At 63.0% G+C, this 15,490-nt stretch carries 20 protein-coding genes and 1 tRNA gene; 17 read left to right on the top strand and 4 right to left on the bottom strand.

The window, feature by feature from the left end:
• Positions 1-207: 207 nt before the first annotated feature.
• The 17 genes from BXE_RS46420 to BXE_RS06555 all read left to right on the top strand — a co-directional run bounded on the left by BXE_RS46420 (position 208) and on the right by BXE_RS06555 (position 10,556).
• A complete protein-coding gene (locus tag BXE_RS46420) occupies positions 208-636 on the top strand; it encodes a hypothetical protein (protein ID WP_038456584.1) in 429 nt (142 codons plus the stop codon).
• Positions 637-646: 10 nt separating this feature from the next.
• On the top strand, positions 647-2,434 hold the full coding sequence (locus BXE_RS43245) for a ParB/RepB/Spo0J family partition protein (RefSeq protein WP_158340905.1): 1,788 nt from the start codon (positions 647-649) through the stop codon (positions 2,432-2,434).
• Positions 2,435-2,436: 2 nt separating this feature from the next.
• Positions 2,437-2,613, top strand: a complete 177-nt coding sequence (locus BXE_RS46415; RefSeq protein ID WP_011487595.1) for a hypothetical protein — start codon at positions 2,437-2,439, stop codon at positions 2,611-2,613.
• 57 nt (positions 2,614-2,670) lie between these two features.
• Positions 2,671-3,102 carry a hypothetical protein gene (locus BXE_RS06620; RefSeq protein ID WP_011487594.1) on the top strand — a complete coding sequence of 144 codons (432 nt, stop codon included), beginning with the start codon at positions 2,671-2,673 and terminating at the stop codon, positions 3,100-3,102.
• 11 nt (positions 3,103-3,113) lie between these two features.
• Positions 3,114-3,641 (top strand): hypothetical protein, encoded by a 528-nt coding sequence (locus BXE_RS43240; RefSeq protein ID WP_011487593.1) that lies wholly within the window; start codon positions 3,114-3,116, stop codon positions 3,639-3,641.
• A gap of 2 nt (positions 3,642-3,643) precedes the next feature.
• Positions 3,644-4,174, top strand: a complete 531-nt coding sequence (locus BXE_RS06610; protein WP_011487592.1) for a hypothetical protein — start codon at positions 3,644-3,646, stop codon at positions 4,172-4,174.
• A 47-nt stretch (positions 4,175-4,221) separates the two neighbouring features.
• On the top strand, positions 4,222-4,389 hold the full coding sequence (locus BXE_RS46410) for a hypothetical protein (RefSeq protein WP_158340907.1): 168 nt from the start codon (positions 4,222-4,224) through the stop codon (positions 4,387-4,389).
• Between the two features lie 63 nt (positions 4,390-4,452).
• Positions 4,453-4,749, top strand: a complete 297-nt coding sequence (locus BXE_RS06600) for a hypothetical protein (protein WP_081435494.1) — start codon at positions 4,453-4,455, stop codon at positions 4,747-4,749.
• A gap of 316 nt (positions 4,750-5,065) precedes the next feature.
• On the top strand, positions 5,066-5,449 hold the full coding sequence (locus BXE_RS06595) for a hypothetical protein (protein WP_038456590.1): 384 nt from the start codon (positions 5,066-5,068) through the stop codon (positions 5,447-5,449).
• A 9-nt stretch (positions 5,450-5,458) separates the two neighbouring features.
• Positions 5,459-5,869: a hypothetical protein gene (locus tag BXE_RS06590; protein WP_011487589.1), complete on the top strand. Its 411-nt coding sequence runs from the start codon at positions 5,459-5,461 to the stop codon at positions 5,867-5,869.
• The gene (locus BXE_RS06585; RefSeq protein WP_011487588.1) at positions 5,866-7,026 is read left to right on the top strand and encodes a hypothetical protein; all 1,161 of its coding nucleotides are present in this window, start codon (positions 5,866-5,868) and stop codon (positions 7,024-7,026) included. The genes BXE_RS06590 and BXE_RS06585 overlap by 4 nt, the downstream gene beginning before the upstream one ends.
• Positions 7,019-7,930: a phage Gp37/Gp68 family protein gene (locus BXE_RS06580; RefSeq protein ID WP_011487587.1), complete on the top strand. Its 912-nt coding sequence runs from the start codon at positions 7,019-7,021 to the stop codon at positions 7,928-7,930. The genes BXE_RS06585 and BXE_RS06580 overlap by 8 nt, the downstream gene beginning before the upstream one ends.
• Positions 7,927-8,145 carry a hypothetical protein gene (locus tag BXE_RS06575; protein ID WP_038456593.1) on the top strand — a complete coding sequence of 73 codons (219 nt, stop codon included), beginning with the start codon at positions 7,927-7,929 and terminating at the stop codon, positions 8,143-8,145. Before BXE_RS06580 ends, BXE_RS06575 begins: the two co-directional genes overlap by 4 nt.
• Entirely contained in the window at positions 8,142-8,615 is a 474-nt protein-coding gene (locus BXE_RS06570; protein WP_011487586.1) for an ASCH domain-containing protein, read from the top strand. Before BXE_RS06575 ends, BXE_RS06570 begins: the two co-directional genes overlap by 4 nt.
• A complete protein-coding gene (locus BXE_RS06565; protein ID WP_011487585.1) occupies positions 8,612-9,223 on the top strand; it encodes a molecular chaperone DnaJ in 612 nt (203 codons plus the stop codon). The genes BXE_RS06570 and BXE_RS06565 overlap by 4 nt, the downstream gene beginning before the upstream one ends.
• A 58-nt stretch (positions 9,224-9,281) precedes the next feature.
• A complete protein-coding gene (locus BXE_RS06560; protein ID WP_038456595.1) occupies positions 9,282-9,503 on the top strand; it encodes a DUF4224 domain-containing protein in 222 nt (73 codons plus the stop codon).
• Positions 9,504-10,556 carry a tyrosine-type recombinase/integrase gene (locus tag BXE_RS06555; RefSeq protein WP_011487583.1) on the top strand — a complete coding sequence of 351 codons (1,053 nt, stop codon included), beginning with the start codon at positions 9,504-9,506 and terminating at the stop codon, positions 10,554-10,556.
• 74 nt (positions 10,557-10,630) lie between these two features.
• Here BXE_RS06555 and BXE_RS06550 read toward each other — a convergent pair.
• The 4 genes from BXE_RS06550 to acs form a co-directional block, all read right to left on the bottom strand.
• A tRNA-Ser gene (locus BXE_RS06550) sits at positions 10,631-10,721 on the bottom strand.
• 60 nt (positions 10,722-10,781) lie between these two features.
• A complete protein-coding gene (locus tag BXE_RS06545; protein ID WP_011487582.1) occupies positions 10,782-12,800 on the bottom strand; it encodes a sodium:solute symporter family protein in 2,019 nt (672 codons plus the stop codon).
• Between the two features lie 4 nt (positions 12,801-12,804).
• Positions 12,805-13,200 (bottom strand): DUF4212 domain-containing protein, encoded by a 396-nt coding sequence (locus tag BXE_RS06540; RefSeq protein WP_011487581.1) that lies wholly within the window; start codon positions 13,198-13,200, stop codon positions 12,805-12,807.
• 148 nt (positions 13,201-13,348) lie between these two features.
• Positions 13,349-15,331: an acetate--CoA ligase gene (acs, locus tag BXE_RS06535; RefSeq protein ID WP_011487580.1), complete on the bottom strand. Its 1,983-nt coding sequence runs from the start codon at positions 15,329-15,331 to the stop codon at positions 13,349-13,351.
• Positions 15,332-15,490: the final 159 nt, after the last annotated feature.

Here is a 15,490-nt window from a genome sequence, read left to right as displayed (position 1 = left end):
GTCGGCGAGCTTGGGGGCGGCTCTCACAGCGCCCGTTTTTTCAGGATCCGTAATGCAGCGACGCAGGCCCGCACCAACTCTCTGGCAGCTGCTCGCCGATCTCGACGCGCGTAACGCGTCGCTGCGAGAAACACATCGAACTGTTCGCGCGCTTCTGCGCGCCGCCGGGCGTCGGCGTGCGACGCACCACACGAAGGGACTCAAGCCATGAAAACGATCTTCATTTTCAACGACTCACGGCCGACCGATCACCTGCAGTCGATCGTGGCGCTCGGCGAAGACGGGCAGCGTATTGACTGCATCAGGTTCGACACCTGGACGCTTCCCCATTCCCGGTTCGCGATGGGCGCTGAGCATGTGATGAACGAGGACGACGTCGCTATCGCGGCGCCTGTCCGGATGACCCGCGCGGTGATGCTACGCCGCTATGACGCCCTGTATGGCGTCGGTAACTGGCTCCCGATGTGGCTCGACGCGCCGCAGAGCAATGCATCGTTCCGGCGGGCGCTGCAGATCATGCGCGAGCGTCAGGCCTACGCGACGCAGCTCACGCCCGCGTTCGGCGATCTCGCTCTGTCCGGGATCCTCCGCGCCATCTTCAATTCGCCTGCCGCCGCACCGCGCACCACTCACTGATACGACCGCCATGTCCACTCAATCTAACTCGACCGTGGCGCAGTTGCCGATCGAATCTATTCGACGCTCGCCGACAAACCCGCGCAAGCGCTTCGTCGAGGCCCACCATCTTGAAATGACTGCGAGCGTCATGAAACACGGCGTGCTGCAGCCGGTGCTCGTGCGGCCGTGGCCGGAAGAGCCGGGACTGTTTGAGCTCGTCGCGGGCGAACGCCGGCATCGCGCAGCTGAAGCGGCGCAGCTGGTCGAGTTGCCGGCGCTCGTACGCGATCTCACCGATGACGAAGTACTCCACATTCAGATCATCGAGAATCTGCAGCGCAAAGACGTGCACCCGCTCGAAGAGGCTGACGGATACAAGGTGCTTCAGGAGCGCGGGCACTCCGTCGAACAGATCGCCGAGGAAGTCAGCCAGACCCGGTCGTACGTGGCGCAGCGGCTCAAGCTGACTTCGTTGATCGATTCCGTGCGCGAGCTGTTCTTCGACGGAAAGCTGACCGCAGCCACCGCGCTGCTCATTGCCCGCCTGCCGGCCGAGCTGCAGGACAAGGCGGCGAAGGAAATCACCGCTCCGTGGGTCGACGGTGAACCGCGGCCGCTGAAAACCGCAGCTGAACACATTCAGCGCAATTACATGCTTCGGCTCGATCAGGCGCCATTCAAGACTTCTGACGCCGGGCTCGTGCCGACCGCCGGCGCCTGCGGTCCGTGCCCGAAGCGTACCGGCAACCAGGTGGATCTGTTCGGCGACGTAAAGAGCAAAGAGGTCTGTACCGATCTTGCCTGCTACGAGAAGAAACGCATCGCCGCGGCAGCGCAGAAACGGGCCGAAGCTGAAGCGACCGGCCGCACCGTGATTGCTGGCAAGGAAGCGAAGAAGGTCAAGCCATACCAATATGGCGCGCTGGCCGGCGGGTGGGTGAACCTCGACGAGCACTGTTACGACGATCCCAAGCATCGGACCTATCGGCAGATCCTCGGTGCGAAGGGAGCGAAATCCGCCGCGCTGCTCGAGGACCCACACGCCGGCAAGCTCGTCGACGTGATGCAGAAGTCAGACCTGAAGAAAGCGCTGGCCGACAAGGGCATCGAGGCGCGCAGCACCGGCGCGGCCAATCCCAGCCAATCCGCGGAAAACGCGAAGAAGAAAGCTGCCGACGCATACCGCGGCGAGCTCTTCCGTCAGGTGCGCGAGAAGCATGACGGCTATGGCCTCGACGAGTTCGACCTGAAGATCGTCGCCGTCACGTTCTATCGTCGCCTGTGGAACGAGAACCAGAAGCGCATCACCAAATTGTATGGGTGGGGCTCGAAGCCCCTCACCGAGGCTGAGTTCGCGAAGAAGGTCGACGAAATCGAGGCAAACGCGCGTGCATGTCCTGAAGGCCTCGGACGCCTCGTGATGGATATCGCGCTCATCGACGAGTCCGTTGCGGCGACGTACGGCCCGTCGAAGCCCGAGCTGCTCGAGGCCGTCGCCCGCGAGCGCGGCATCGATCCGGCAGCCGTCCGGAAACAGGCCGACGTCAACGCAAAGCCGAAAGGTAAGGCCACGCCGACACCGGCGGCGAAAAAGGCTGCACCAGCGCAGAAGACACCGGCCAGTCCCGCTCCCGCGCGCAAGTTCGCGGTGAAGAAAGTCCCGGCCGTGAAAAAGCCGGCAGCGGCGAAAACGACTCCACCACCGGTGAGCGCGAAGAAAGTTTCAGCCAGGAAACCGGCTCCCGCGAAACGCACACCGACTGCGGACGAAGCCGGCAGAGAGGCATGGCCGTTCCCCAGCACCGGGAAGCCTTGATCATGCCGGACATCATCGAACTGGCGCGCGCGGCCGGCCTAACCGTCGTTCTCGACGGTCGCATCGGACGCCAGGAATATCAAAGCGTGTCGGGCCCGGTCAGCGCGCTATACCGCTTTGCCGAAGCCTATTACCGCGCCGCCATCGAGCGGCCGCCGGAAGACGCGAAATACGACTGAATCCGCAGTGCCGGGCGCGGCCGGACCACCGCGCGACCAACCAACCTGAGGTAGACCATGAAGCGCATCACCCTCGCAGTTGCAGCAGCACTTTCCCTCGCCGCAGCACCGGCCGCATTCGCAGGCGGTTATTCGAGCAACAGTTCGCTGTCGTTCAGCGGCGGTTTTGGTTCGTCGTCCAGCACGTCGGGTGGCTCGCAGGCTGAGGCCGGTCAGAACGGCAATGGCTATTCGTCGCAGTGGAGCAATTCCGCCGGCGGCGGCTACGCGATCGGCGGCACCGTCATCGGCGCCGGCATCGGCTCGTACGGTTTCGCAGGCATCGGCGGCGGTGCATCGGCGTCCGGCAGCTACACCGGTAGCGTCTCGAACGCGAATGCTGGCGGCTATACCGTAGGCAGTGGCTACGGTTCCAGTAAATCCGGCGTGGGAACGGATGTCTCCTCGTACGGTTACACCAACTTGGCAGCTTCTTACTCCTTCAACTGAACGAGCGAGACATGCCGTTCCAACCTGGTCACTCGCTCAATGTTACCCACGGGCGCGCTCGCGACTCCGGTTCGTCGCCCGAATATCGCTCGTGGAATCACATGAAGCAGCGTTGTCTCAATCCGCGCTGCGACGCCTTTCCTCAATATGGCGGCGCTGGCATAACGATCTGCGAACGCTGGCTCAGCTTCGAAAATTTCCTTGCTGACATGGGCGAGAGACCGAACGGAACGACGTTGGATCGGAGGGACGGCTCAAAAGGCTATTTCCCTCAGAACTGTCGCTGGGCCGACAACACCGCTCAGCTGGTCAACCAGCGTGCTTCTTCCCGCAACAGGACAGGCATCAAAGGCGTTAGCTGGGTCGCGACGCGCTCAAAGTGGGCTGTGCATATCAAGCGTTATGGCCGATATGTGCTCCACGTGCGCGTCGCCGATTTCTTCGAAGCGTGCTGCCTGGTGAAATCTTTCGAAGCAAATGAGAAGGCCTCGGTCACTGTGAATGACCGAGGCCTGACCAACCACACCTTGGGGGTGTAACGATGAACACCAAATTCGCCGTCGCGTTGATTCTAGCACTGGGGGTCGCCGGGCAGGCGCAGGCTCAAACGTCGACCACGGCCACCGCGACGCAGCAGTCTGCCGCGACGTCTACAGCACAGGGCACGATCCAGTTCAGCCAGGAGCCCGAGCACACATCGCAAACGGTGCGCAACGTCTCGGCACCTGTTCTCGGTGCGTACGCGGCCTCGTTCTCACAGATGAACTGCGGGCAGACGACGCAGGCCGGCGTCGCGTTCGCGGGCTTCTCTGCCGTCGGCGGCTCGTCGAACAGCCTGCTCGACTGCAAGCTTGAGGTCGCCGCCGCGGAGACCGTTCGTCAGTCCACCGTCACCGACGACGCGACGACGAAAACGAACCTGCAGAAAGCGGCCGTCCTCATCCGCTGCCAGGTGAGCAAAGAGGTCTATGACGCCTACCGCGCCGCCGGCTTCGACTGCTCCCTCAAACCCGCCGAACTGCAATCGCGCACCGATACGCAGCCGACCAACTATCGAGTAGCGGGCAACTGATGTACGGCGAACCGCGCCGCCGCGGAGCGTTCCTGGACGCTGCGCGCGTGTACGCCACTTCGCGGGTACCGACGGACAGCGCGACGCAGGTGCTCTGCGCCGAATTCGTCGAGATGCTCGCGCGCGATCGCGGCGAGCGAGTCGTGCTGCATGTCGGTCCGGTCGTGATCGCGCGCGGCGCCTCGAACGTCAAACAGAGTAGTCCGGCGCGCTGACCCTCTCATCGGCGCGGCGTGTGTTTGGCCGGGCTTCGGCCCGGTCCTTTTTCCGGAGTTTCTATGGAACAGCAACTGAATAAAGAGCAGGTATACGACACGCAGATCAGCCCGCTCATGGCTCAGATCATCGAGATCTGTAAGGCCAACAAGATCCCGTTCATCGCTTCGTTCTCCATCCCGACCGAAGACGATCCCGAGCTCGCTTGCAGCAGCGCGATTCTCAACCCCGAATTCAATCCGCCGGCGAGTCTTGTCGCGGCTTGGCGTGAAATCCGGCCGGCTCGAGGTCGAAGTGCACTCATGTTGCGCACGGAACACGCCGACGGCTCTACCACCCTCACTGCGATCGTCGGATAACCATCGACATGCCCTGCACGCCCTTTCGCCTGCCCGGCGGCGTCTCTGGAATCGTCTGCACGCGCGGCCGCCGGCAGGCGCCCCGCTGCTCTGTCGATGGTTGCAACGCGCCGAGCGGCTTCCAGTGCGACCACCGATCCCGCGCGGGGAAGACATGCGATCGACATTTGTGCGCGGCACATGCCCATCAAGTCGGCGACGACGTCCATTTCTGCCCGACGCATCTGTCGGAGTCGAGCAGCAGCAACGCGCAGAGCGACCTTTTCGATAGCCAACCGTGACCATGAGATCAGACGCAATGAAACATCGAAAAAACATGAAGCGCGTCGCGCTTCTCACATTAACTGCTGCATTCCTGTCCGCGCTCTCCGGTTGCAACGATGCCGACGTGGCCTCCCAGAATCTGTCGAAGGCTGCGGACAACTTCCAGATCAACCGACGAGTGGTCTTCTACAACGGCATCACTGGCGAGTACATGCTGAGCATCGAAGGCTTGTGCTCCATCGGCAATGCCGATAAGTCCCGCGAAGTTTCGATCACGTGCAAAACCGGCCCTAACAGTTTCAAAAAGCATTTCCTCGGGCTATCCGACAACGTGACCTACTTCGTCGAGCAGATCGATGGGGCGGACGTGAGCACATATCACTACAAGGTGATTTTCAAGCCCTCGGTCATCGTCCCGGATATCTCCGTCAAGTAAGGATTACAAGTGAAAAATCTAATCCTTATTGGCCAAGCCGAAGAGATCGACCCGCTGCAACCACAGGTTCGCGCGATGCTCGGCAAGGAAGGCGTCTATATCGGCGGCGATACGAAGAATCCGGACCTGTTGGTGCCGCTCGTCTCGCAGGGCGGCCGGGTCTTCTGCCTGGCGATCGATCACGAGCTGGCACCGGACCGCTTCCTCAGCACGCTCACGCTGCACGGTCCGTACGTGCCCCGGCCGCCGGCGCCGCCTATCGATCATTTGCAGCTGCTCGAAAAGGCGCACGCGACGATCGACGGCCTGCTCGCGCTGCTCATCCTCACTGATCCCGACTTCCGGCCGTCCAAAAGCGAATACTGGCCGCACATAGTGGCAATCTCCGATGCGATCAAGCAAGCGCGAGGCGAAGCATGACAGACGCAATTTCGAGCGCTGCAGAACTCCCGCCGCTGCCTAAGCCATGCCAGAAAGGTTGGATTTTCGATTCTTCCCAGATGCGCGCGTACGCGCTGGAAGCAATCGACGCGTGGAATCGCCGTGCCCTGCTATCTGCAAGCAAGCCTGCCGCGCCAGCGCAATCGGGGGAGCCGGTAGCGTGGCTGGTGGAATGGAAGGAGCAGTTCAGTGACGAGACGTGGGTGCATGCGCACGCGAACGAGCTGACTGCCCGCGATCAAGCGCGCGCCAATGGTGGAACCTGCACGCCGCTCTACGCCGTCCCTCAACCGCCCCAGTCGGCGGAAGGTGGGGAGACGGCATTGCCCGCGTGGTTCGACGCATTCCTTACGAACGTGTGCGAGATACCTGACCGCAACAGCCCTGACGATGAGCCAGAAGCGATCGTTGCCACGCTCGAAGAGCTGAAGGCGTGCGCGCTGAACGCCATCGAGAACGCAGGACCATCAACGGGTGTCTGCTTCTTCTGTGGCGCGCCGATCAACGGCCCGCACGAAACAGATTGCCCGCAGGCAAATCCCTCTGCCGTGGTGCTGGACGATGAGCGGGCACCAGGGAAGACTCCTATCTACGCGCGGGAAGTGATTGAGAACGTCGCGGCACTCCGTTTCCTGTTGAGGGGAATGCTTGACGAGGGTCACCAGTTTGACAGCGCAGACGCGCTAATGAACGTGATTGAAGAAAATATCGAAGAAGCGATGAGCGATGCATATGCCCAAGGTGAGCAGGAAGGAAAAGACCGTGCCCGCGCCGTATCCCCGCAACCAGTAGCGCAACCTGTGGAGCAGACGCGGGCGCTGACGGATGACGCTCGCGCCGTGCAAACAGCGCAATCGTCATCAATGGACCTGTGCGTTGGCTCTTGTCCGCACGATGATCCAGTGGCCGACCGCGCACTTTCACATTACTGGAAACTGCGCGGAGAGTCTGCCCCGCAACCTGTGGAGCAGACGCGGGCGCTGACCGGCGAGGAAATTGAAAAGGGATGGCACAAGACGTTTAGCACGAACAATCCATATTGCCCATGCGATCTGAAATCGTTTACGAAAGCAGTGAGATGGGCAGAGTGGGCGCTGACCGGCGCGCGTACGGCAAGCGAGGGCGATCGTGAGTGAGAATAGCAAAATCGAGTGGACCGACCACACGTTCAACTCGTGGGAAGGATGCCAGAAGGTGAGTCCCGGCTGCGATCACTGTTACGCCGAGGCGCGCAACGCACGCTTCGCCGGCGGCTCAGCGATCAATTGGGGGCCCGGCGCGCCGCGGCGCCGCACGTCCGCCGCTAACTGGCGCAAGCCGCTTCAGTGGAACGCGAACCATGCATCGTTCTTCGCCGAGCACGGCCGCCGGCAGCGGGTGTTCTGCGCGTCGCTCGCCGATGTCTTCGATAACGATGTCGATCCGAAATGGCGCATCGACCTCTTCGACCTGATCGAGCTGACGCCGAACCTCGACTGGCTGCTGCTGACGAAGCGCATCGGCAACGTCATGCGCATGCTGAAGTCGCATGATTGGTGCGCGGGACAGTGGAATGTCTGGCTCGGCGCAACGTTCGTCGACCGCGATGAGATGTTGCGCGACGCAGGGAAACTACTCGCCGTGCCCGCGCGCGTGCGCTTCTGGAGTGTCGAGCCAATGCTTGGCGATCTCGGCGAAATCCCGCTCAACCTGATGCCAGATTGGGTGATCTGCGGCGGCGAAAGCGGCCCCAACGCGCGACCGATGAGCATCCAGTGGGCTAGGTCTCTACGTGACCAGTGCGCGGCCGCTGGCGTGCCGTTCCTGTTCAAGCAATGGGGTGAATGGGCGCCAGCTGGCATGCATCCGTCCGAGACACCCGGGCGTTTCGCGTTCGGCGACTACGAGCACGAACCCTCGCGCTTCATTCAGACCGATCGCTATCCGCGTGCATTCACTCGATTTGGCGCTCGATGCGTCCTCGAACGCGTCGGCAAGAAGGCGGCCGGTCGACAACTGGATGGTCGCACGCATGACGAATTCCCGCGAGGTGCGGCATGACATATACCGTCGCAACCCTTGAGGTATCCGAGCGCACGTTCCGGGAAATCGCCGACAAGCTGCTCGCCGCCGGTTACCAGCACCTCTTCATGTCCGACGGTTCGATCGACATGTACGGAATCGCACTCGCCGCCGCGCCGCGGCCGGTCGGCCCGGTCTGCACCTGTCTGACGAACCAACTTCGCCCACACTATTGCGAGGTACATGCGGCATGAAAGCCCTTTCCGTTCGCCAGCCGTGGGCATGGCTGATCGTACGCCCGGACCTCTCCGGGACCGCACGGCTCGCGGCGATCGCCGCAGGCGAAATTAAAGACATCGAGAACCGCGTCTGGCCAACGCGGCTCCGCGGCCGCTTCCTCGTCCACGCCTCGAAGGCCATGACGCGTGCCGAATACGACGACGCCCAGGATCCGTTATGGGCGTCCGGAGGGCCGACGATCCAGCTGCCCCCCTTCGAGCAGCTCGAGCGCGGTGGGATCATCGGCGCCGCGACAATCGACGCATGCATCCACCCCGCCGATCGCACATCAAAATGGCATGCCGACGGCCAGTATGGTTTCCATCTGGTCGACGTGAAGCCGATACCGTTCGTCCCCTGCAAGGGTGCGCTGCAATTCTTTGACGTGCCGGTCGACGTCGCCGCGCAGCTGCAACAGATGCACGACCTCGGAGCGATCGCATGATTGCCGCCTACCCTCTTCAATGGCCTGAAGGATGGCCGCGCACGAAATCCTACCTCCAAAAAAACGGCCGGTTCAAGCACGACGGACGGTGGATCACGGTGTTCGCTGCATGCGATGGCGTGCTCGTCGAACTCGATCGCCTCGGAATCAAGCGCGACGACATCGTTATCTCGACAAATCTGAAGACCCGACTCGATGGCATGCCGCGGTCCGACCAGCGCGAGCCGGACGATCACGGCGCCGCGGTCTATTGGGAGACGAACAAAGGCGTGCGCCGCGTGATGGCGATTGATCGCTATGAGACGGTGGCCGACAACATTGCGGCGATCGCCGCCACGCTCGAGGCAATGCGCGCGATCGACCGGCACGGCGGCGCACAGATCCTCGATCGGGCATTCACCGGTTTCAGCGCCCTGCCGCCGCCGGCGGCCGCTCGACATTGGCGAGAAGTGATCGGCGTGCCGTCGACCGTCCGCGATATGCCGAGCGTGCGCATTGCGTTCCGCCGGCGCGCCGCCGAAGTGCACCCAGACAAGGGCGGTACGCATGAAGCGATGGCCGAGTTGAACGTTGCGCTCGCGGCCGCCGAGAAGGAACTGAACGGATGATGGAAGTAGCACAGCGCGTGATCGACCTCACGCGCAAACTTTGGTTTGGAGAATAGGCATGGCCGATTCGATGTTTCTAACCAACAAAGAACTCGTCGAACTCACCGACCGTCGTCAGCGCGCCAGTCAGGCAAGCGTGCTGCGCGCGATGGGCATTGAGCACCGGATCCGGCCGGATGGCCGGGTGATTGTCCTTCGCGAGCATGTCAAGCAGCAGTTTGGCGCACGCGCCGACAAGCACGCCGAGCCGGCGGAAGCGTTCGATTGGAGCGCAGCATAAATGCCAAAGAAACGCCGGGCCGAAAACAAAGGCCTGCCTTTGCGGTGGCGATTCATCCACGGCGCTTACTACTACCGCGTCCCACCCGGGCTGGAGGCATCATGGGACGGCAAGACGCAATTCCGGCTCGGCTCGACGCTCCCAGAGGCATACAAAACTTGGGCGGACCGCCTGAGCACGCTCGACGATGCGAAGACAATCGGCGATCTTCTCGACCGGTATGCGCTTGAGGTCGTACCAAAAAAGGAAGTCACGACGCAGGCCCAGAACGCCGTCGCGATCAAGCGCCTGCGCGCCGTTATGGGCGCTCACGCGCTCGGCGCCCTGAAGCCGCGTCACATCTACCAGTACGTCGACAAACGCGCCGCCAAGACATCGGCGCACCGCGAGGTCGAAGTGCTATCGCACGCCTTCACGATGGCCGTGAAATGGGGTTACCTCGACAGGCATCCGTTTAAAGGGGAGGTCCGCCTCGACGGCGAAAAGCCGCGCACGCGGTATGTGGAGGACTGGGAGATCGTCGAGTGCCTTTCGATCGAATCGAAGCGCAAGGCCGGCAGCGTTCTGGCCATCCAGGCATACATGCGCCTGAAGCTGCTGACCGGCATGCGCCGAGGCGACCTGCTTCGCCTGACGATGTCGGACCTCAAAGAGGACGGCATCCATGTGATGCCCGGAAAGACCGAAGGGTCGACCGGCAAGCGGCTGATTTACGAATGGAGCGAGCAGCTGCGCGAGGCAGTGGACATGGCCAAGTCAGTGCGTCCGGTGAAGATCGCACCCTGGCTGTTCTGCAATCGCCGGGGAGAATGCTACTTCAACGAGACGACCGGCCGCGCCGGCGGATGGGACACGATGTGGCGCAATTTCCTGACTCGCGTGCTCGAAGAGACGAAGGTGCGCGAGCACTTCACCGAGCACGATCTGCGGGCGAAGTGCGCCAGCGACGCGGAGACGCTCGAGCACGCGCAAGCACTTCTGGCGCATGCCGACGGGAAGGTAACGCAGCGGATTTACCGGCGAAAACCGGAGCGGGTTCGGCCCCTGCGCTGAAAATTCTATGGCACAGAGCCATTTTTATGGCACAGAGCCGAATTTTCGGGAGCCGCAAAAGCTTACTGGAAGGGTGGCGGAGAGACGGGGATTCGAACCCCGGATAGGCTATTAACCTATACACGCTTTCCAGGCGTGCGACTTAAACCGCTCATCCATCTCTCCGGCGGGGAGCCGAATTATAGCAAACTTCGCGCCCTGCGCTACACCCTCGCGCAATCGGCCTTAGGGATGGCGGATATAGTCCACCAGCGCCCGCGTATAAGCGTCCGGTTTGCGGTCGAGCAGGCTCACGCCGATCGCCACCAGAAAGCCCGCCGGCACGCCGAATACGCCCGAGCTGATCGGCTCGATTCCGAACCACCGCGCGCCGGCGAACCCGGTCATCTGCGTGAAGAACGGGTATGTGGAGACGATGTAATAGATGCACACCACCAGCCCCGCCACCATGCCCGCCACCGCCCCGAGCCGGGTGGTGCGCTTCCAGAACACGCCGAGCACCAGTACCGGAAACAGGCTCGACGCCGCCAGTGAAAACGCCGCGCCCACCAGAAACAGAATGTTCCCCGTATTGAGCGACGCCACGTACGAAGCGAACAGCGCCACCCCCAGCAACAGAATCTTCGAGATCGTCACGCGCCGCTGACTCGACGCGTTCGGATCGACCATGTGGTAATACACATCGTGCGACAACGCATTGGCGATGGTGAGCAGCAAACCGTCCGCGGTGGAAAGCGCCGCGGCCAGCGCGCCCGCGGCGATCAGCCCCGACATCACATACGGCAGCCCCGCGATCTCGGGCGCGGCAAGCACGACCATGTCGGGCTGCATCTGGATCTCGCTCCAGCGCACAATGCCGTCGCCGTTGGTATCGGCGAGACTGATGAGGCTCGGCTCCACCTTGCGCCATTGCATGAGCCATTGCGGCAAGTCCGAGAAGTGATGGCCGACCAGGTTGGTCAATATCTCGTACTTGATCAGCACGGCGAGCACCGGCACCGTCAGATAGAACAGCGCGACAAAGAAGAGCGTCCAGCCGACGGAACGTCGCGCGGAAGCCACCGAGGTCGTCGTGTTGTAGCGCGTCAGGATATGCGGCAGGCTCGCCGTGCCGAGCGACAGACACAGCAGCAGCGACAGAAAATTGCGCTCATGGGTGCGCCGCTCTTCATCGCTCGCGGCGGGGAACGGCTCATGCATCGGCACCGGCGCGGCGGCGCGCATCAGCATTTCATCGCGCCGCTGGGTCCAGACGATCTGCGCGGCGGCGGCGTCGCGTGGAAACAGTTCGAGCGCCCGCTCGCGCTCCTTGATCTCGCGCAGCGGCCCGTTATGGCGGCGCAGATCGGCAACTTCCTGCGTGAGACGCAGTTTCTCGTCGACGAACGATTGCGGCAAGGTATCGAGCCGCACCTGCATCAGCGCGGCACGGCGCCGATAGTCGTCGCGCACGGTCTGTTCTAGCGGCGCCTCGCGCACCTGCTTCTCGAGGTCTTCCACACGCTCCATCAGGCGGCCGTAGTTGAATTGCGGCACCCAGCCGAGGCCGTCCTTGTGAGCGATCATCGACACGGGAATCAGAATCGCGGCGATCAGGATGATGTACTGCGCGACCTGCGTCCACGTCACGGCACGCATGCCGCCGAGAAACGAACACACCAGAATGCCCGCGAGGCCGCAGAAAATACCCACGGCGAAATCCACGCCGATAAAGCGCGTCGCAATCAGGCCGACACCCTGAATCTGCGCGACCAGATAAACGAACGAGCACAGGATCGCCGACAGCGCCGCGAGGCCGCGCACCGCGTTGCTCGAAAAACGCGTGCCGAGAAAATCGGGAATCGTGTAGCGGGCGAGCTTGCGCACATATGGCGCGAGCAGGAATGCGACGAGGCAATAGCCGCCGGTCCAGCCCATCAGATACGCGAGACCGTCGTATCCGGTCGCATAGATCGAGCCGGCGAGACCGATGAACGAGGCCGCCGAAAGCCAGTCGGCGGCCGTCGCCATGCCGTTGAAGGCGGACGGCACGCGCCGTCCCGCCACGTAGTATTCGACCAGATCGGAAGTGCGCGACAACAGGCCGATCACCGCATAGACCGCGATCGGCACGAACAGGAACACATAGCCGATCCACACGCCCGGACCGGTGGTGCGCTCGATGCGCCACATCACGTAGATGAAGAGCAGGAAGCCGAGCGTATAGAGGGCGTAGGAACGGATCAGCCGGTTCGTGAGCTTCATCGGCTCAGTTTCCGCGCGTGGTGGGCACGCCGGCGCCGCCGTCCGTGCCGGCAATGCCGACAACGGCGCCCGCGTCGGCAACGAAGGCGCGTTGCAGCCGGCGATCGGCGCGCTGCATCAGCACGATATACACGAGGATGAGCGCCAGGTAGATCAGGATCGCGCCCTGCGCGCCGAAGTAGAACGGCAACCTGAACCCGCCGATACGCACCTGCGCGAGAGCCGGCGCCATCAGCGGCAGGACGAACGACACGAGAAAGCCCACCGTCATCAACGCCGCGATCAGGGCGAGGTTGAAGCGCCAGTACTTCTGGTGCGCGCGCGCCATCGCCGCCGAGACCGCGGGCGGTTCGGGCGGCGGATTGAGCGTAGCGTGAGAGGATGGGTGCGGCGCGGCCATGCGCCTATGTATCAAAAAGGCACCGTGCAGGCAATCGGGATTGTCCGCGCGGTGGCCATGAAGAGCCGGCTTCCGTGGCCGATGTTTGCCTCAGGTCAAGAGCGCACCGTTCGATACGCCCTTGCCACTTGCACCGGCAAACCCGGGCTCAGAGCGACTCGCCGAGCTGGTCGAGAATCGCGGGGTTCTCCAGCGTGGACACGTCCTGGGTGATTTCCTCGCCTTTCGCCAGCGAGCGCAGCAGGCGGCGCATGATCTTGCCCGAACGCGTCTTGGGCAGATTTTCGCCGAAACGGATGTCCTTCGGCTTGGCAATCGGACCGATCTCCTTGCCGACCCAGTTGCGCAGTTCGTTGGCGAGCTTCACCGCTTCCTCGCCTTCCGGACGCGAACGCTTGAGCACCACGAACGCGCACACGGCTTCGCCGGTGGTCGCATCGGGGCGCCCCACCACGGCCGCTTCGGCAACCAGCGGGTTCGACACCAGCGCCGACTCGATCTCCATCGTGCCGAGGCGGTGGCCCGACACGTTGAGCACGTCGTCGATACGGCCCATGATCGTGAAGTAGCCGGTCTCCTTGTCGCGCACCGCGCCGTCGCCGGCGAGATACAGCTTGCCGCCGAGTTCTTCGGGAAAGTAGCTCTTCCTGTAGCGGTCCGGATCGCCCCACACGTTGCGCAGCATGGACGGCCACGGGCGCTTCACCACCAGAATGCCGCCCTGCCCGTTCGGCACGTCCTGGCCGGTTTCATCGACCACCGCCGCCATGATGCCCGGCAGCGGCAACGTGCACGAACCCGGCACGAGCGGCGTGGCGCCCGGCAGCGGCGTGATCATGTGACCGCCGGTTTCGGTCTGCCACCACGTATCGACGATCGGGCAATGGCTGCCGCCGACGTTCTCGTAATACCAGACCCACGCTTCCGGATTGATCGGCTCGCCGACCGTGCCGATGATGCGCAGCGTGGACAGGTCGTAGCTCTTCGGATGCACCTTCGCGTCCGCGTCGGCGGCCTTGATCAGCGAGCGGATCGCAGTGGGCGCGGTATAGAACAGCGACACCTTGTGCCGCGCGATCATGTCCCAGAAGCGGCCGGCGTTCGGATAGGTCGGCACGCCTTCGAACACGACCTGGGTGCCGCCGAGCGTCAGCGGACCATACGTGATGTAGCTATGGCCGGTGATCCAGCCGATGTCGGCGGTACACCAGAACACGTCGGTGGGCTTCCAGTCGAAGGTCCACTTCATGGTCTGCGCGGCCCACAGCAGATAGCCGCCGGTACTGTGCTGCACGCCCTTCGGCTTGCCGGTCGACCCGGACGTGTACAGAATGAACAGAGGATGCTCGGCGCCGACCCACTCCGGCGCGCATTGATCCGGTTCGGCCTGCGTGAGTTCGTGCATCCACAGATCGCGGTCTGCGTTCCAGGCGATCTTGCCGCCGGTGCGCTGGAACACAATCACGCTCCTGACCGCTTCGCAGCCGCCCATCGCGAGCGCTTCGTCGGCGATGTTCTTCAGCGGCAGCGCCTTGCCGCCGCGCATCTGTTCGTCCGACGTGATGAGCGCGACCGCGCCCACGTCCACCAGCCGCTCGTTGAGCGACTTCGACGAGAAGCCGCCGAACACGACCGAGTGCGTGGCGCCGATCCGCGCGCAAGCCTGCATCGCGACAATGCCTTCGATCGACATTGGCATATAGATCACCACGCGGTCGCCCTTTTTCACGCCGCGCTTCTTCAACGCGTTCGCAAAGCGCGACACGCGTTGCAGCAGATCCTGGTAGGTGACGTTGGTGACGGTGCCGTCGTCGGCTTCGAAAATGATCGCGACGCGCGCGCCGTTGCCGGCTTCGACGTGACGGTCGATGCTGTTATACGACGCGTTCAGCCGGCCGTCTTCGAACCACGTGTAGAACGGCGCCTTCGATTCGTCGAGTACCTTGGTGAAGGGCGTATTCCAGCTTAGCGTCTCGCGAGCGAGGCGCCCCCAGAAACCTTCGTAATCGCGTTCCGCTTCGGCGGCGAGCGCCCGGTACGCGTCCATGCCGGAGATCGTCGCGGCCGCTACTGTTTCAGCGGAGGGCGGGAAAACACGGCGTTCCTGAAGAACCGATTCAATCGCAGACATCGACAACCCCTTGGTGAAGATGAAACGTAAAACCTGTGCCGACGCGCGTGGGACGCGTCGTATCGTATGGCGCCCGAAAGCTGCGGCGGGTGTCTCCAATCCCGGCAACCTGATCGCCTGTGCCGCACTGCACCATGCGCGCGATCGCTCACCGACTTT

It is taken from the genome of Paraburkholderia xenovorans LB400 (assembly GCF_000013645.1).
Taxonomy (GTDB): Bacteria; Pseudomonadota; Gammaproteobacteria; order Burkholderiales; family Burkholderiaceae; genus Paraburkholderia; species Paraburkholderia xenovorans.
The sequence above is the reverse complement of the archived record's forward strand: the minus strand, read 5'-3'. Positions and strand labels throughout refer to the sequence as shown.

Coding starts and splice junctions, on each gene's coding strand:
- BXE_RS46420 (WP_038456584.1), top strand. CDS start 208: ATGAAAACGATCTTCATTTTCAACGACTCACGGCCGACCGATCACCTG.
- BXE_RS43245 (WP_158340905.1), top strand. CDS start 647: ATGTCCACTCAATCTAACTCGACCGTGGCGCAGTTGCCGATCGAATCT.
- BXE_RS46415 (WP_011487595.1), top strand. CDS start 2,437: ATGCCGGACATCATCGAACTGGCGCGCGCGGCCGGCCTAACCGTCGTT.
- BXE_RS06620 (WP_011487594.1), top strand. CDS start 2,671: ATGAAGCGCATCACCCTCGCAGTTGCAGCAGCACTTTCCCTCGCCGCA.
- BXE_RS43240 (WP_011487593.1), top strand. CDS start 3,114: ATGCCGTTCCAACCTGGTCACTCGCTCAATGTTACCCACGGGCGCGCT.
- BXE_RS06610 (WP_011487592.1), top strand. CDS start 3,644: ATGAACACCAAATTCGCCGTCGCGTTGATTCTAGCACTGGGGGTCGCC.
- BXE_RS06600 (WP_081435494.1), top strand. CDS start 4,453: ATGGAACAGCAACTGAATAAAGAGCAGGTATACGACACGCAGATCAGC.
- BXE_RS06595 (WP_038456590.1), top strand. CDS start 5,066: ATGAAGCGCGTCGCGCTTCTCACATTAACTGCTGCATTCCTGTCCGCG.
- BXE_RS06585 (WP_011487588.1), top strand. CDS start 5,866: ATGACAGACGCAATTTCGAGCGCTGCAGAACTCCCGCCGCTGCCTAAG.
- BXE_RS06575 (WP_038456593.1), top strand. CDS start 7,927: ATGACATATACCGTCGCAACCCTTGAGGTATCCGAGCGCACGTTCCGG.
- BXE_RS06570 (WP_011487586.1), top strand. CDS start 8,142: ATGAAAGCCCTTTCCGTTCGCCAGCCGTGGGCATGGCTGATCGTACGC.
- BXE_RS06565 (WP_011487585.1), top strand. CDS start 8,612: ATGATTGCCGCCTACCCTCTTCAATGGCCTGAAGGATGGCCGCGCACG.
- BXE_RS06560 (WP_038456595.1), top strand. CDS start 9,282: ATGGCCGATTCGATGTTTCTAACCAACAAAGAACTCGTCGAACTCACC.
- BXE_RS06555 (WP_011487583.1), top strand. CDS start 9,504: ATGCCAAAGAAACGCCGGGCCGAAAACAAAGGCCTGCCTTTGCGGTGG.
- BXE_RS06545 (WP_011487582.1), bottom strand. CDS start 12,800: ATGAAGCTCACGAACCGGCTGATCCGTTCCTACGCCCTCTATACGCTC.
- BXE_RS06540 (WP_011487581.1), bottom strand. CDS start 13,200: ATGGCCGCGCCGCACCCATCCTCTCACGCTACGCTCAATCCGCCGCCC.
- acs (WP_011487580.1), bottom strand. CDS start 15,331: ATGTCTGCGATTGAATCGGTTCTTCAGGAACGCCGTGTTTTCCCGCCC.